Source organism: Enterococcus sp. FDAARGOS_553 (assembly GCF_003812305.1).
Lineage (GTDB): Bacteria > Bacillota > Bacilli > Lactobacillales > Enterococcaceae > Enterococcus_D > Enterococcus_D gallinarum.
Window position 1 is genome coordinate 2,333,239 of sequence record NZ_CP033740.1, and the last position, 16,797, is coordinate 2,350,035.

Here is a 16,797-nt window from a genome sequence, read left to right on the forward strand (position 1 = left end):
AACAAAATATGGTTTTCGGCAACTATATATAGTGGCTTTTATTCGCTAAATAATTCAGTATGCACAATATGTAGTGTATATTCAAAAGCGGTTTTCAATAAAAACTTGATGATAACAAGGACTTGCATGTTTCACGTTTCACAAAATGAATAAAAATTGTAAAAAATTTTTATGTGTAAAAACGAAGCAGGGGCGATAGAGAAGAAAATATGCTACCATAAAGAAAATATGAAGAAAAGTAGAAATAGATCAAGGAGAATTTGCATGAAAAAAATGATCGATGTGAAGCACCTTACAAAAACCTATGGAACCCGCTTCAATCAAACCAAAGTCCTGGACAATCTTTCTTTTTCCGTTGATCAAGGGGAATTTGTGGGGATCATGGGACCAAGTGGTGCCGGAAAGACGACACTGATGAATATCCTCTCCTCCATCTTACGTCCGAGTCTAGGTTCTGTTGCAATCGGAGGACAAGAAATCACCCGCTTGTCAGAAAATGAGCTAAGCGATTTTCGCCGAAAAGAAATCGGCTTTATTTTTCAAGATTTTAATTTACTAGACACGTTGACTGCCAAAGACAACATTATCTTACCACTGGCGATCGACCGTCTTTCGGTCAATGAAGTTGACCGGCGATTGGCACATCTGGCGAACTTATTGGGAATCGCTCATTTGTTAGACCGCTACCCAGAAGAACTGTCGGTCGGTCAAAAGCAACGGGTGGCCGCCGCCAGAGCAATCATCAGCCGTCCTTCCGTGTTGTTTGCAGATGAACCCACGGGATCCTTAGACTCAAAATCGGCGACAGAGCTGTTGCGTTATTTAGCTGAAATCAATCTGCAAGAAGATATGACGATTCTCATGGTGACCCACGATCCTTTCACTGCAAGTTATTGCAATCGGATTTTGTTTATTAGAGATGGTGTCTTTTTTGCAGAGGTAGTCAAAAAAGGGTCCCGCAAAGAATTTTTCGAAAAAATCATCGATATGCAAGCGACGATTGGAGGCGGGGATCGCCATGCTCTATAAAATTGGCTGGCGCAGTTTTTTGCAGCAGTTTCGCAATTATGTCGTTTACTTTGTGTGCATGATGACGGCAGTCATGATTTTTTATTCATTTAGTGCTATGATGAATGACCGTTTGCTGACTCAACGAGTGCAGCAAGACATTCGCATCGATGGCGTATTAGGTTTTGGTAGTACGATCGTTGCTGTTGTGGTGCTTTTTTTTATGCTAAGTGCCAATCATTTCTTCTTGAATCAACGGCAAAAAGAGATCAGTGTTTATCAGCTCCTGGGTTTGCGCAGAGCAAGGTTAAGCTGGCTACTGCTGAGAGAAACGTTCCTCCTAAATCTTTTTTCCCTTGTTGTGGGCATTTTCATGGGGATTATATTCTCGAAATTTTTCTCAATGATCTTGATTCGAGTGATGGGACTATCCATCACTAGTCATTTTTTTAATTCGCCTCGTTCGATTTTGACTACCGTGTTGGTATTTTCGCTTGCCATGGTAGTTTTGAGTGGTCAAGTGGTTTTGTTTGTCTGGCAGAATCCTTTGATCGATCTAATGAAGAACAACTATACACTGCCAGTGAGCAAAATGAAGTGTCGCCCATTTCGGATGGCAATGGGGATCATCGGTTTGCTTCTGTTAGGGATCGGCTATTACTTAGCTCTGACGCTACGAACGACACTGGAGCGCTATATTAATTATACAGAAGATTATACTGCTGTTTTATGGATTCCATTGCTGATTTTATTTTGCTGTATCACAGCGACGTATTTGTTCTTTGACTGCACATTGCCAATGTTGTTGCATGTCTTAACGCTCCCCCGCAAAAAAATCAGCAAAGGCACACGCTTGATTGCATTCAACAATATCCGGGCTTATTTGCAGCGGACATGGAAAAGTTTTTCATTACTGACGATCATTACTGCGATCGCGATTTCTTTGATTGGTGGCACGATGGGGGTGATTTCCTTGAATTATCAGGCGACCAATCGTGATTATCCCGTCGATTTTCAAGTCGCAGCAGAAAATGCGGAAGAGTTAAAGCAAGTGATTCTGGAAAATCAGAGTCAGGTCGTCGCGGAGCAGACGCTCACTTTTCGTATCGTGCCGTTAAACATCAACGCGAAATACTTGGCCAATCCGATAAATACAGGACAAGAAACCGTATTGGTCAATGCGCTTTCTTTATCCGATTACCGAGCATTTCGTCGATTGGTGCCGGATGCACCTGCGGTTTCTTTAGGAGAAAATACTGCTGTTTTGTTTGATGATGATTATGATATTGCATACAACTTGAGAACTTACCAAAAAAATATTGCGCTGGAAAATGGTAAAAAACTCCTCTTAGACAACACGTATCAAGATTATTTTGGTGATATTGCGTTGCGTTACACCTTACCCAATGTATTAGTCGTCAATGACAAGGATTTTCAGGACATGTCGGGATTTGACTATCGATTGACTTATTTCAATGTTCAAACGGAGAATCAAGAGCAATTAACTCGGACGTTAGATGATCGACTTTCAGTCGAATGGACCTATCCGTTTTATTACAAGCGAACACAGGACAAAGGCCAAGTCAAGTATCAGCTGCAAACGGAGATCTCAGAGAAGCAACAATCATCGAAGGAGTTTATTACTGGTTATCGCTTGAACTTCGCCAATCGCTATCCGAATATGCGGGCCATTAGACGGCAAGGCGGTATTATTTTGTTCGTTTCTTTATTTGTCGGGGTGATCGTTTTGATCACTACGTCTAGCAGTTTGATTGTACGGCAATTTTCTAATACAGAGCGGGAAAAAAGAAATTATCGTTTATTGCGTACACTCGGTTATAGCAAAAAAGAAATTCGTTCGATCGTCTACTGGCAGAATTTTTGGGTTTTCATGCCAGGTACATTACTCGCGATTTTACATGCCGCATTCGCAATCAACACGCTGACGCAAATCATCGTGAGTCCAGGGTATTGGGTGGCACATCTGTTTGCAGGTGTTGCAGCCGTCGTATTCTTTATTGCTTATTTGATTACAGTTAAGTTATGCTTACGGATCATTGAAGAGTAAGCTGTCAGATTTTTTTCAATTTTGAGCTGGTACAAGACACGAGGAATGGTATAATTTAAGGGATAAATGAGTAGAGGAGTAGATAGGATGGATAAAAAAGAAGAGCAATTACTGATTGATCTGACAACTGCCCGTGGTGTTCCGGGGAATGAAGAAGAAGTACGGGAAGTCTTCAAAGCATATGCGAAAGACTTTGCCGAAGATATCTTTTACGATGGGTTAGGAAGCGTGATTGCCAAACATGTAGGGGATGGCGGCGGACCTAAAGTTTTTATTTCCGGACATATGGATGAAGTTGGCTTTATGGTGACAAAGATCACCGATAAAGGTTTCATCGAGTTTCAAACATTAGGCGGCTGGTGGGGCCAAGTGATGCTGGCACAAGAAGTAGAAATCAAAACGCAAGCTGGCAAATTGGTTCATGGTGTAATCGGTTCTAAACCACCTCATGTGTTGACGCCGGAAGTTCGCAACAAGCCTTATGATATCAAAGACATGTTCATTGATATCGGTGCTTCTAGTGAGGAAGAAGCAAAAGATTGGGGCGTACGTCCTGGAGATATGATTACGCCGTATATCCAATACAAACGGATGAATGACAGTAAGTTTTTGCTAGCTAAAGCGTGGGATAATCGTATTGGAACAGCAGTTTCTTTGCGTGTGTTGGAAACGTTGGCTGCTGAAGGGCATCCAAATTGCTTGTTTGCTGGCAGTGATGTCATGGAAGAAGTAGGATTGCGTGGCGCACGAACAAGTACGCACCTAGTGAATCCAGACATCGCGATTGCTCTTGATACGGGGACAGCTGGTGATACGCCAGGAATGACTCCAAAAGAAGCAGATTCTGTCTTGGGCAAGGGGCCGCAAGTTTTGATTTTTGATGCATCGATGATCCCTCATAAGAAACTCTTGAATTTTGTGATCAATGTTGCGGAAGAATTAGAGATTCCTTTCCAATATACGGTGATCACCGGTGGGGGAACAGATGCCGGTCAAATGCATCTGACCCGTGATGGTGTACCATCGATCGCGATTACAGTTCCAGTGCGCTACTTGCATTCCCATACTTCTGTCATTCATGAAGATGACTACTTAAATACAGTAAAATTAGTAACAGAAGTTGTTCGTCGCTTAGATGACAAAACCGTGAAAGAATTACGAAGCTATTAGAAGGAGTAGAGGATGAGAAAAAATAGTGAGATCCGCTCCATGGCATCACGTGCATTAAAGGGCATGTGGGGGCGGTATATTTTAGCCTTTATTGCTACGATAGCCATTCAAAGCATGGTTAGCAGTTTGGTGCTGTCATTGACAAACCATACCTTTCAACAGACACGAGAAACAATCATTGATTATATTTTGGAATACTTTGTTTTTTTCGCATTGACGATAAGTTTAAATATCATGGCACTGTTCTTGATTCGTCAGCGGGAGATCCATGTGTCGGATATTTTTCTTGTTTATGACAAGCGTTATTACGTACCTTTTCTATTGCTGAATTTGGTGAATGCTCTCGTAAATTATCTGATTAGTTTTGTGACGTTTTTACCCCATTTAGTTGTTGGCGGAATGAATCAGTACCTTGATTTAGTCTTGAATGTCAACAGTCGGATCACTGTAGACTGGAGTCTCTTCCGTTCGTCGATTTCCTTCATCATCAGTTTTCTTATTTCTGTGGTCCTTTTCTTATTTGTCTCCCAGATCATAAGCGGATTATTTCAGTTTGCGATCTATGTACGATACGACCATCCAGAAATGACGACGCTACAAGCGATAAAAGGAGCTTGGCATTTAATGAAGAATCATATCGGTCAGTATATTTTGCTGCAGATTTCTTTATTAGGATGGATGGTTTTAGGTTTGTTTGCTTTTGTTATCGGTCTATTTTGGGCGCTGGCCTACGCAAACACTGCGAATGCCGCCTTTTATCAAGCGTTGATCGAAAAAGAAAATGATCGCGTTCTTAGCTAAAGAACACCTCTTGTAAAGATATGATCCACGGTTGTGACGTTGGGTGACTCAATGCAGCAATGAGAGAGAAAATCATCGATTTCTTTTGCTAATGAGCTCCAGCTGTCGCAGCCGTTTTTGCTGTTTATTTTTGAGTAATCCAATGCTTTTGTGATAGCATAGGGATAAGGAGGCGGAAGTATGAAACTAACAGTTTTAGGATGTTTAGGCGCATATCCCTATAAGGGTGAGGGAACTACTGGCTATTTATTAGAGTCTGAGGGATATCATTTGTTGCTGGATGCTGGCAGCACGACACTGATTCAATTGGAAAAAATCTTGGATCCGTTAGCATTGGATGCTGTGATTTTGAGTCATTACCATCACGATCATATCGCAGATCTGGGTGTCTTACAGTATTATTGGCAGCTATTTCCTAAGCAAGCAGAGCGGAACGTATTGCCCATTTATGGGCATGGAGAAGACAGTATTCATTTCAATGAGTTGACCATGGCGGGAGTTACAGAAGGGCATGATTATTTACAAACAAAACAGTTGGAATTGGGACCGTTTTCTGTTACATTTATGAAGACGATTCATCCTGTAACTTGTTATGCCATGCGCTTTGTGGAGAATAGTACAGGTAAAATATTTGTATTCACAGGCGATTCCGGCTACTTAGAAAGTTTTGTCGATTTTGCCAAAGATGCCGACTTATTTTTAGCAGATACCTACCTCTTTGCAGGGAATGAGCGCCACAAAGCTCATTTTACTTCTCAAGAGTCTGGAGAAATTGCTGCCGCAGCGAAGGTCAAAAAACTGGTTTTGACTCATCTCCCACAGCATGGTGATCTGGAGCAACTGAAAGAAGAGGCAGCAGCGGCGGCCAACGGGATACCGGTTGAATTGGCAGCAGTTCAAAAAATCTTTGAGATTTAAACCCGAGGAGGAGTAGCAGATGCTTTTTGTACCAAATGAAAACAACGACCCAAGAATCAACCTAGCCATTGAGATCTTTTTGCTGCAGGAAATGAAGGTGGATGAACCGATCCTGCTGTTTTATATCAATGAGCCGTCGATTATTATTGGACGAAATCAAAATACGATCGAAGAAATCAATAAAGACTATGTCGATGCTCATGGAATCCATGTGGTTCGCCGTTTTAGTGGCGGTGGGGCTGTCTATCATGATTTTGGAAACTTGAATTTTAGCTTTATCATGCCGGATGACGGTAATTCATTCCGTGATTTCGAAAAATTGACGAAACCAATTGTTCAGGCGCTTCATGAAATGGGCGTCGAAGGGGCACAATTAAAAGGCCGCAACGACCTAGTCATTGATGATATGAAGTTCTCTGGGAATGCAATGTACGCCACCAATGGTCGAATGTTTGCTCATGGGACCATCATGTTTGACAGTGACATTAATGAAGTGGTCAATGCGTTGAAAGTGCGCAAAGATAAAATCGAATCAAAAGGGATCAAATCGATTCGTTCTCGCGTGACGAATATCAAACCTTTCTTACCAAAAGACAAACAAGATATGACGACCGAAGCGTTTCGTGAAGAGATTCTTTTGAAGATTTTTGGTGTGGATTCAGTCGACCAAGTCAAGACCTATACATTGACTGAGGAAGATTGGGTCAAAATCAACGAAATTTCCGACAAGTATTATCGAAACTGGGATTGGAATTACGGGAAATCTCCTGCGTTTGATATTGAACGCCGCAAACGATTTCCAATTGGATCGATCGAAGTTCGCTTTAACGTTCAAGAAGGCAAGATTACAGAAGCAAAGATTTATGGAGATTTCTTTGGATTAGGAGATATTGCTGACGTTGAACAAGCTTTTATCGGCACCCGCTATGATAAATCTGCATTGAAAGATGTGATTGATCAAATTGATGTCAAAAAATATTTTGGCAATATTACCCCTGAGGATTTGTTGGAATTAGTTTATTGATTTTCCAGCAAATCAAAAAAAGATGTGGATATAACGAAAATCTATAGAATAACTGAAATGCACTAAGAAAAAGCAGCCACAGATCCTACGATCTGTGGCTGCTTTTTCTTTTAGTGAACATGCCGTTTTTTTACGGGTTGCGCTTTTTTCTTTTTGCTCTTTGCTTAGTAAGCTCGGGCAATCCAAACGGTGTGTTTAGCAGGTTTCCCGCTGACGATGTCAACTGTTTTTTCCATAGGAGCTTCAAATGGGATATTTCTGGTAGTAAAGCCAGTTTCTTCTTTGATCTTGGCTTCAGTTTCTTCTGTCCCGTCCCAACCAATTAAGACAAAACCAGTGACTTTATCTTCTTTTTTGCAGGTTTCGATATGTGCTTTTAACTCTTCCAGTGTTTCGATATCGTAATACTCGTTCTCTTTATTTCTGTTACGAGCTGCTTCAAGCAAACGTGGTGTCATCGCAGCCAATTGCTGATCCACGAAATCAGCAAGGTCATCAAATGCTACGGTTTGTTTTTCGGCAAGATCACGGACTTTGACCATTACATGCCCATTTTCTAAATCTCTTGGACCACATTCGATTCGTAAGCAAGCGCCCTTTAATTCCCACTCGTTAAATTTGTAACCTGGCGAATTGTCAGAATCATCTAAGCGAACACGAATACCTTTGGCTTTGAAAGATGCAAACAACTCTTCCAATTTTTCTAAAATGGCAGGATTTTTCTTCCAAGGTCCGACTGGCATCAAGACGATTTGCGTAGGGGCGATCGTTGGTGGGAAAACCAATCCGTTTTCATCACCGTGAGTCATGATCAATGCGCCTAACAAACGTGTAGAAACACCCCAAGAAGTTGTATGTGCATAGGTATGTTTGTTTTCTTTCGATAAATATGTAATATCGAAAGCTTCCGCAAATTTCGTCCCCATATAATGGCTCGTACCGGCTTGGACAGCTTTTCCATCTTTCATCATGGCTTCGATGGAGTAGGTATCCACCGCGCCAGCAAAACGTTCAGAAGGTGTTTTTTGTCCTTTGTACACTGGAATGGCTAAAAATTCTTCGCAAAGACGTGCATATTCATCCAAAATTCCTAACGTCCGCTTTCTTGCACCTGCTTCATCTTCATGGGCGGTATGTCCTTCTTGCCATAAGAATTCAGAAGTGCGGAGAAAAGGCAGTGTTTTCTTTTCCCAACGAAAAACATTGGCCCATTGATTGATTTCATATGGTAGATCACGGTAAGAATTGATCCAATCAGAAAAGGCTGAACCGATCATAGTTTCAGAAGTAGGACGCAATGCTAATGGTTCTTCTAATTTTTCATTACCGACTTCTGTCACCCAAGGCAATTCAGGAGCAAATCCTTCAATGTGATCCGCTTCTTTCGTGAAAAAACTTTGGGGGATCAGCATTGGGAAATACGCATTGCGAATGCCTTCTGCTTTTAAAAAGCGATTAAATTCTTCTTGAATATGTTCCCATAGCTCAAAGCCATCAGGACGGAAGATGATTGATCCTTTAACTGGCGAATAAGCCATCAATTCGGCTTTTTGAATGGTCTGAATGTACCATTCTGTAAAATCATTTTTTTGTGTCATTGTTTTTCCTCCTTAAAAAATAAAAAAGCATTCCGTCCTATAAAAAGGACGAAATGCTTGGATTTCGCGGTACCACCTTTGTTGACTATTGCTAGTCCAACTCATGAAGGATAAGGTCTTCACACCGACCGTTTTGCGGTCACTACCATTGGCAGGTTCTTCTTATTAGCGGGTATTGGATTTCCAGCTTGCTCCAACTCTCTTTAACCATCATAAGAATACTGATCCAAATCTTACATTCATGCTAAATCGAAACTCGGAAAAAAGCAAGCTTTTTTTGTCATTTTGTTATTCATTACTGACTAGCTCTAGGTAATCTGGCAACCCATCTGAAGAAAATGTCAGAGAAAAACGAGTGGCTTGTTCCTCATGTAAGACCGAGCAAGACCCAAAATTTTGCTGGGTCAGTTTTTCAATAATCTGAAGATCAAAATAGTTTTCTTCTTCAAAGGTTTCAATATTCGGCATGGCTTCTTTTTCCGAAGTAGCCAAAGTTGGAAACTGACAGCTGACGAACAATTGATTCTGCTGTTTGATAGCACTTAGATGAATCTTCCGCAGGGCGCGATCTTTGAGTAGATACGTTTCCCGAATTGCATAGTCCATTAAATGAGCAAATAATTGTAGAAAATCTTCTTCAGCTAGTTCTTTGATTGCGGGAATATCCACATCATAAGAGAATTCAATGCTTTTTTGCTGAGTCAATTGCTGATAACTTGTCAATAGCAGGGTTGTTAGAGAATGATCTTCACTTTTGATTGGACAGGATTCTTCTAGCGTTTGCTCGATTAGGTTGATTTGATCAAAAGCTCCCAGCAAACTGTTGTCTTCCAGCATGACTTTTGCAGTATTCAACTGTTTGCGAAAACCGAGAAAAGCTTGTTGCCATTGATTGATTTGTTGTTGAATTATCGGTTGTTGTTCTTCATACAAGCGAATCTTGAGTCCTGCGATATCCTGTTTTTTTGTTTTCCCCTCATTATAGAAAAACAAACGCAGCAAATCATAGCACCAGCAGACAATAATCAAGAGTACGAAGAAAATCGTATTCCAATTGATTTTTGATTGATCGCTGTTTAGGACATCTTGAATGTAGATAAAGCAGTGACCAATCGCGGATAAAACGATCCAGGGAGAACAAAGAACAAAAAATTGATTCTTTTTAACCGCTTCATAGATGGCAGCAAAGGATGTCACAAGAGTGCTAAAAATATTCAGTAAATGGATATAATCCATAATTTCCGGCAAGTGGAGTTGATGGGAAAAGACAGATAAAATGGCTGCTGCACCACAAATGCCATGGAAGATCACCTAAATCTTGTACTTCTGTTGAAGAACTTCCATTTTCGATAAATAAAAGCCGATCAAGAACATTGGGGTAATGATCGATAAGACATTCAACATCACTGAATTTATGGTGGGGTTAAAGAGCAACCCTCCAAGAATATCGCCAAAACCGGCTTCTAGTCCAGCTGACAGTGCAAAAGCACTGAATAATAATTTCGAAACGAGTAATTTTCGTTTCTTAACTAATTTAATCCCTACATAAATCAAATTAAGCAAGCTGATAAAACCTGTCAGAAGAAGCATGAAAATATTGGGAATCGAATGACGAAAGACATAACTGACTAAAGCGTTTGAAGAACCAAGAAAGACCTCAGCGGGATATCCTGAATAATTTTTGAAAGGACTAGATACATAGATACGTAGTGTTTGGCCTTGGTAATTTTCTGGCAAGGTGACAAAAGAGAGGGTTTTCCCAGGATTCACAAGACCATCTGCTACTTCTTTTTTATTGGTATATAAAAGTTTATCATTTAAATAAACCGTCATTTTCTGATGATCGCCCACCAACAGCAATGTCGGGTAGTAGTGCTCATTGGTGATTTTACGTTCCATTACCAAATTTTCATTGGTAGGAATATTAGGCAAAAAATTCACATAGTTACTGTCGAAAGTTGTTTCTGGTTCTGCTGCAGAATAATACAGCCAATCTTCCTGTTTTTCAATAGAAGGAAGACTGATCACTGGATTAATCAGAGCAGAAATATAGAACAAGATAATTCCCAGAGAAAAAGCAGAAATCGTTAAGAAGGGAATTGCATTCTTCAAGTTTAGTTTGTTATTTTTTTAAACATATATGAATTCTCCTGTTTTTTATCCACGTCTAGAATAAAACAAAACAATTGATTAAGTCAAATGATAATGGGTGTTATACCAGAAATAATAAAATAACTAATAAAAAAAATCATTTAAAAAAGCGGACTCATATTATTTGAAAAAATCATTAATCGTTATAATATAAACGTAATATACAAAAATATCAAAAATAAAGGAGAACTGTGATGAAAAAAAATTTCTAAAACAAGTATCCTTCTTTCTTTTACAACATTAATTATTATGCTTCTTCCTTTACTCATGATTGTTATTCCAAAAATGTTAGGGTTACCCATCGCTATTGTGAAGAGTGACGCAATGGAACCAACATATTCCTCTGGAAGTTTATTATTTGTTAAAAGTGTGGATGCAGAAAATTTGATTGTCGGCGAGGCAATCACTTATTTTGTGAATCAAGGGGAACAAATATACACGCGGCGAATTGCTGCAATTGATCAAAATGAGCAAGTGATGTATACGATCGGAGACATTCAAGACCACATGGAAACGACCAAAATCAGAAAAAGTCAATTACTTGGCCAACCTTTGTTTCATTTGCCTCGAATCGGTCATCTAGTCACGAGCGAAACTGTTTCTATTGTAAAAAAGCTTTATTTGGTTTTCACCATTTATATTACAGCAACCACTTTTTTGGTGATGATTTCTCAGATCAAACAAGGGAAACGAATGGTAATGTAAGTTCCACTAATCAATAACAAATACCGCAAACAAGTTCAGCAAGTGCTGTCCTGTTTGCGGTATCTTTTTGTTTAGAATCAGATTTGTTGTTTATTCTATCCCTTTTTTTAGCTTCATACTGGAAGCAAAGTAAGGATCAATCCAGCGCCAAGAAGTCCAAGTCCAAACAACCAATCCTTAAGGGTGACTGAATAATTCACTGCATAGGTTCGAGGTGCATCACCGACAAATCCGCGAGATTCCATGGCTGCAGCTAGAAGTTCTGACCAGCGGATCGATTTGACCATCAGTGGAATCAGTGGTTTTAAGGATAGTTTGGAATAAGTGATTCCTCGAGATTTCAGACTAAACTGGATGTTGCGGTACTCTTTAGGAATCATAGGTGCCATATGAAAGGCTGCCATTAAGCCATAAGCAAAAACAGGAGGCAAGCGAAGTTGCTGTTGTAAAGAATAGATCAGCTCTGTTAGTGAGGTCGTAGCGGCAAAGACACTTCCTAATGTCCCAAAACAATAAACGCGACTGGCGAGACGAATGCCATAGGCATATGCCGCTGTTGTGCTGCCGTTTTGACCTTCTTGGAAAAATAATAGCCCGGTAAAAAAGATCCCGACTGCACTTAAAGACAAGAGAAAAAGTAACTTGAGCAATTTTTTCAGAGGCAGATAAACCAAGAGCAGCAACAAGAAAAATAAAGTCAAACTGCTATTTAGCAACAAATTATCTTGAAAAGAGACGAGCAAAGCCAGCGCGGATAAAGTCAGCAGCTTGACTGTTGGGTTTCGGTACTTCATTGGAAGACTCCTTTACAAAATGATTGAAATCGAATGTTCGGTCACAAAAATCTGACAGAAGACGCAAATCATGGCTAATGATGAAGACCAGTGTACCGCTGGCCGCTTTGTCTGCCAATAACGACATCAATTGCCAAGACTGCCGCAAATCTTGTCCATAGGTTGGCTCATCAACAAGCAAAATCGGGATCTCACGATCGATCAAACAGGCAACAGCTAATCGCCGTTGTTGTCCTTGGCTTAATAGGAAAGGAGAATCTTCCTGTTTCTCCCATAGTCCCAATTGGTTCAGCTTTTCAGAGAGATCCTCTCTTTCTTGACCATTGGCTAATTCTTGTGCCACGGAGGAAGCTAGAAACTGATCCTGCGGGTTTTGCATGACCCAGCTCATCCGATCGAAAGGACGACTGCGAGAGGTCAAGCATTGCTCTTGGTAATAGATCGTTCCATCATAGGGAACTTGCTGCAACAGGGCTTTAAAAAAGGTTGATTTTCCTATCCCGCTTTTTCCTGTGATGCCTATTCGTTCTCCGGTCGAAAAGACTTCGTCTTTGATCAGCAGAGAATGTCTGCCAATTGGCAAACGAAAATTTTCAAACCGCAAGAGGGGCTGCGGCTCAATAGGAATGAGGGACGGTTTAATCATAGTTTGTCTTAGCTGCTCTTCTTGCTCTAAAAGCAACTGAGAAGGAACCGACTGAAAAGCATCTGTTAATAGGAGCCATTCCTGCACCCAGTCAGCGACCGGTGCGACTTGATGGTCGATTAAAAGAATTCCGATTTTCTTTTTTTGTTGAATTTCTGTTAATTTTTCAAGCAATGATTGGGCGGTCAGCGAATCGAGATTAGCGAAAGGTTCATCTAATAGAAGATAGCGGCTTTCTAAAACAAGACAGCATGCTAACGCTACTAGTTGTTTCTCCCCACCTGAGAGGGTTGTCAGCACTCGATCTTCTAAATGACGAATCTCGCAAAAATCGAGTGCCGTCTCAATACGACGAGTCATTTCGTTTAATGGAATGGCTCTGTTTTCCAAACAAAATAACAGCTCTTCTCGGGGAGTTCGCATACAAAACTGCGTATCGGGATTTTGAAACATCAAACTAACGGACGCAATCCGTTGTACAGGGGATAAATCAGTAAAATCTTTCTCATCGATCACATAGTGTCCAGATTCGAACCCTTGATCCGACAAACCGGCTAATAAGCGAAAAAACGTACTTTTTCCTGAACCAGAAGGACCATAGATCCCTTTGATTTCCCCAGGAGCTAATTCAAAGGTAGCGGTAAGTTTTTGCTCATCAATCGTAAAGACACAGGAGTCTAGTGCTAAACTCATTCTTTCACACGGCTTCGTTTGAAGCAAGTATGTTGAGCAATCGGATAGCTATTCAAAACCCCCATTTTTGCTAAGTGATCACAAACCACTTTAACAAGGACAGCTGAAAAAAGGAGCGCGGAAAGCAGACGGATCACGAAAATAGTCAGCAGTAATTGCCACTTTAAATCAAGAAAGCTGGAACGGATCATGCCCCAAATAAAACTGGTGACAGTCGCTCCCAAAGCTCCCAGGATCAAAGAAGACCAGCCGAATTTTCGATAGCGAAAAGCGGCAAAGCCAGCCTCTGTGCCGATTCCTTGAAGAAAGCCGCTGACAAAGATAATTGGACCATAAAAGTTACCCATGAAAACCTCCAACAAAGCGGCGATCATTTCAGTAATCGTGGCTGCACCTGGTTTTCTTAGTACGTAACCGGCAAATGCAGACGCCATAAACCAAATCCCAAAGAGAAATTCATTCGCTAGAATGGCGAGGCCAAATGGAGTTAACAAGGTGCTGAGTAAAACCCCCAAGTGAACGGCCCCTAAATAAACGACACCGAATACGAGAGAAACGATGCCTACCATGATCACATCCTTTAATTGCCACTTACTCATGCAAAGAGGCCTCCTTCAACGAGGGACTATTGACTGAAACGGTTCCTTCAAGAACATAATGAGGCAGCTTTTCGTGTGCATAGGCCAGTGCTTGTTCAAAATAGGCGAATAATTGAGCGGCTGTGCCAGATAGCAGCGTCACGTAATGGGCCGATTGCGGTCGTAAGCCCATGGCATCCGCCAACGAGACGATATGCGCAATTTCTTCCATATAATCTTCACGTCCAAAGACATAAAAAGAATATTTGCACTGAACGATGAACGTACCTTTTGCAGTAATTTGCTGATGATTTGGCCGTTCATGCTTGCCGCTGAGAAAGGCATCACCAGCCAGATCTCCTGGACAGCCTTTCGAAAAAGTGAACTCACCGACCAAATGTGTTTTTGGGTCATAGGCATTGACAAAAAGAGCTGCTGCCGCATCAATCACACTGGCAGCTTCACCACGGTAGAGTGTACTGAAAAGATCTGTCTGCTGCCAAACGGCTGTGGTATCGGTCTCTTTGATGCTTCGAAGAATGTGAGAGGCAAAATCATCTTTCATTGGATAAAGACTGATGCGGCATCCTGTGATATCGATTTGATTCATTGAACAATTTTCCATAGTATTCTTCCTTTCGAATGATTTTCTGTCTACAAAAAAAGCGTTCCTCCTTTTCTATCCACGGGTAGACAGAAAAATGGGAACGCGAAATAAGCTGCGCAACCACTTCCCTACGTTGGTATTAACCAAATCAGGTTCAAAGGGACCAGACAAACTGTCTATCTCAGCATAAAGCGCCCCTAGTGGATAATTCGATTCAATTACTTTCTGAGTGTAGCACAGACGATTTGAAAGAACAAGTCAGACAGCGCGAGCAAAAAGACAAATGAATCACTGCAGATATGAAAGAATAGACATATAAAAAACATCTTTTTAGGTGTTGACAGATTGTTTTCCCTTGTGTAAAGTAAATAATCGAAAGTAAAACGTAAGTGTTACGATTTGTGAAAATCAAATCGTAACAGGCTCTCTGGTGTTTTTTTGGGGGGAAATGATCGTTTTGCTAAATCAAAAAGGGGTGCTGGTAAAGAGATGAAGAAATTTTTAAAAATAACAGGTATTTCGCTTTTAACCATAGGGTTGGCTGCTTGCAGTGTGACAAAGGAATCAGCGAATGAACAGACAGAACAATCAAGTGATCCAACGATTCAAGTCCTCGCTAGTTTTTATCCTATGTATGATTTTACTCGCAATGTGGTGGGAAATGAAGGCAATATCGAATTGTTGATGCCGGCAGGAACAGACTCACATGACTATGAACCATCGGCTAAAGATATGGCAAAAATCCAAGAAGCGGATGTCTTTGTTTACAATAATGAGAACATGGAAATGTGGGTTCCTGCCATTGAATCTACATTGAAAGAAGGAGATGTCACCGTTGTGAAAGCTACGGAGGGGATGGTGTTGCTGCCGGGTGATGAAGAGCATGACCACGATCATGAAGAAGGGCACTCTCATGAATTAGATCCTCATGTCTGGCTAGCACCAAGCCTTGCAATCAAACAAGTAGCAAGCATTCGTGATCAGCTAAGCAGGGCTTATCCAGAAAAGAAAGCTGCTTTTGAAAGGAATGCTGCGGCCTATTTAGAAAAATTGCAGTCATTGGATGATTCTTATCAGTCAGCATTTAAGAATGCCAAGCAAACGCATTTTGTCACCCAGCATGCTGCTTTTGGCTACCTCGCTTTGGAATACGGACTGACACAAGTTCCGATTGCCGGACTGTCTCCCAATGAAGAGCCTTCAGCGGCACGTATTGCTGAGTTGAAGCATTTTGTAGAAGATACCGGGATCAAGACGATTTACTTTGAAGAAAATGCCAAAGACAGTATTGCCAAAACACTGGCAACAGAAGCTGGTGTCGATTTATCCGTTTTGAATCCGCTGGAAGGATTGACACAGGAACAAATGGATCGTGGGGAAGATTACATTTCCATCATGGAACAAAACCGAGACGCATTGATGCTGACTACTTCACAAGCCAATGAGAAAGAAGTGAAAGAAGCAGAGAAAGAAAAAACCGTTTATAATGGGTATTTCGACGACGCAGATGTTCAAGACCGCTCACTCACGGACTGGAAGGGACAGTGGCAATCGGTCTATCCTTATTTGAAAGACGGCACGCTGGATCAAGTTTTTGACTACAAAGCAAAACAGAATAAAAGCATGACGGCCGAGGAATACAAAGACTATTATACAACTGGCTACCAAACAGATGTTGCAGAAATTACGATCACAGGAGATACGATGGCATTTACCTTTGAAGATGGCACAACCAAGAAAGCAACCTATCAATATGTAGGCAAAAAGATCTTGAATTACCAAGCAGGGAATCGCGGCGTCCGTTATTTGTTTGAATCAAAAGATAACGATGCAGCCTTCAAATATATCCAATTTAGCGATCACTCGATTGCACCAACTGATTCCCATCATTTTCACCTTTATTTTGGCAATGAAAGTCAAGAAGCATTATTGTCGGAAATGGATCATTGGCCAACGTTCTATCCGACTGATCTGTCTGGATTAGAAATTGCACAGGAAATGCTTGCTCATTAAAAAAAAGATTGACAATTACTGCT

Annotated in this window: 15 protein-coding genes and 1 riboswitch; of the genes, 8 read left to right on the plus strand and 7 right to left on the minus strand. The window is 40.9% G+C overall.

The features are described from left to right. The first annotated feature begins 264 nt into the window (after positions 1-264). The 6 genes from EGX73_RS11675 to EGX73_RS11700 all read left to right on the plus strand — a co-directional run bounded on the left by EGX73_RS11675 (position 265) and on the right by EGX73_RS11700 (position 6,989). Entirely contained in the window at positions 265-1,029 is a 765-nt protein-coding gene (locus EGX73_RS11675; RefSeq protein WP_123866955.1) for an ABC transporter ATP-binding protein, read from the plus strand. After that, entirely contained in the window at positions 1,019-3,076 is a 2,058-nt protein-coding gene (locus EGX73_RS11680; RefSeq protein ID WP_003127108.1) for an FtsX-like permease family protein, read from the plus strand. The genes EGX73_RS11675 and EGX73_RS11680 overlap by 11 nt, the downstream gene beginning before the upstream one ends. 87 nt (positions 3,077-3,163) lie before the next feature. Beyond that, positions 3,164-4,246 carry a M42 family metallopeptidase gene (locus EGX73_RS11685; protein ID WP_003127109.1) on the plus strand — a complete coding sequence of 361 codons (1,083 nt, stop codon included), beginning with the start codon at positions 3,164-3,166 and terminating at the stop codon, positions 4,244-4,246. A gap of 12 nt (positions 4,247-4,258) precedes the next feature. After that, positions 4,259-5,047 (plus strand): DUF975 family protein, encoded by a 789-nt coding sequence (locus tag EGX73_RS11690; protein ID WP_003127110.1) that lies wholly within the window; start codon positions 4,259-4,261, stop codon positions 5,045-5,047. A gap of 180 nt (positions 5,048-5,227) precedes the next feature. Further along, positions 5,228-5,965: an MBL fold metallo-hydrolase gene (locus EGX73_RS11695; RefSeq protein WP_003127111.1), complete on the plus strand. Its 738-nt coding sequence runs from the start codon at positions 5,228-5,230 to the stop codon at positions 5,963-5,965. 19 nt (positions 5,966-5,984) lie between these two features. After that, the gene (locus EGX73_RS11700) at positions 5,985-6,989 is read left to right on the plus strand and encodes a lipoate--protein ligase (protein ID WP_003127112.1); all 1,005 of its coding nucleotides are present in this window, start codon (positions 5,985-5,987) and stop codon (positions 6,987-6,989) included. Positions 6,990-7,153: 164 nt separating this feature from the next. On the opposite strand, the gene proS is transcribed toward EGX73_RS11700, so the two are convergent. From proS to EGX73_RS11715, 3 genes are all read right to left on the minus strand, one after another. After that, positions 7,154-8,587: a proline--tRNA ligase gene (gene proS / locus EGX73_RS11705; RefSeq protein WP_003127113.1), complete on the minus strand. Its 1,434-nt coding sequence runs from the start codon at positions 8,585-8,587 to the stop codon at positions 7,154-7,156. A gap of 288 nt (positions 8,588-8,875) precedes the next feature. Beyond that, complete coding sequence (locus tag EGX73_RS11710; protein ID WP_003127115.1) at positions 8,876-9,898, minus strand: hypothetical protein; 1,023 nt, start codon at positions 9,896-9,898, stop codon at positions 8,876-8,878. Continuing rightward, a complete protein-coding gene (locus EGX73_RS11715; protein ID WP_003127116.1) occupies positions 9,899-10,699 on the minus strand; it encodes a hypothetical protein in 801 nt (266 codons plus the stop codon). A 324-nt stretch (positions 10,700-11,023) separates the two neighbouring features. On the opposite strand from EGX73_RS11715, the gene EGX73_RS11720 reads away from it, so the two are divergent. Then, entirely contained in the window at positions 11,024-11,443 is a 420-nt protein-coding gene (locus tag EGX73_RS11720) for a signal peptidase I (RefSeq protein ID WP_229080271.1), read from the plus strand. Positions 11,444-11,556: 113 nt separating this feature from the next. On the opposite strand, the gene EGX73_RS11725 is transcribed toward EGX73_RS11720, so the two are convergent. The 4 genes from EGX73_RS11725 to EGX73_RS11740 are packed head-to-tail and all read right to left on the minus strand — an operon-like array spanning position 11,557 to position 14,779. Then, complete coding sequence (locus tag EGX73_RS11725) at positions 11,557-12,237, minus strand: energy-coupling factor transporter transmembrane component T (RefSeq protein ID WP_040013728.1); 681 nt, start codon at positions 12,235-12,237, stop codon at positions 11,557-11,559. Further along, positions 12,164-13,576, minus strand: coding sequence for an ATP-binding cassette domain-containing protein (locus EGX73_RS11730; RefSeq protein WP_029486921.1), 1,413 nt, complete (start codon positions 13,574-13,576; stop codon positions 12,164-12,166). The genes EGX73_RS11725 and EGX73_RS11730 overlap by 74 nt, the downstream gene beginning before the upstream one ends. Further along, positions 13,573-14,175 carry an ECF transporter S component gene (locus EGX73_RS11735; protein ID WP_029486920.1) on the minus strand — a complete coding sequence of 201 codons (603 nt, stop codon included), beginning with the start codon at positions 14,173-14,175 and terminating at the stop codon, positions 13,573-13,575. The genes EGX73_RS11730 and EGX73_RS11735 overlap by 4 nt, the downstream gene beginning before the upstream one ends. Continuing rightward, positions 14,168-14,779 carry a YkoF family thiamine/hydroxymethylpyrimidine-binding protein gene (locus tag EGX73_RS11740; protein ID WP_041119254.1) on the minus strand — a complete coding sequence of 204 codons (612 nt, stop codon included), beginning with the start codon at positions 14,777-14,779 and terminating at the stop codon, positions 14,168-14,170. Before EGX73_RS11740 ends, EGX73_RS11735 begins: the two co-directional genes overlap by 8 nt. A 90-nt stretch (positions 14,780-14,869) precedes the next feature. Further along, a riboswitch (TPP riboswitch) is annotated at positions 14,870-14,970 on the minus strand. A 280-nt stretch (positions 14,971-15,250) separates the two neighbouring features. Here EGX73_RS11740 and EGX73_RS11745 point away from each other — a divergent pair. Continuing rightward, positions 15,251-16,774, plus strand: coding sequence for a zinc ABC transporter substrate-binding protein AdcA (locus EGX73_RS11745; protein ID WP_123866956.1), 1,524 nt, complete (start codon positions 15,251-15,253; stop codon positions 16,772-16,774). The last annotated feature ends 23 nt before the right edge of the window (positions 16,775-16,797 follow it).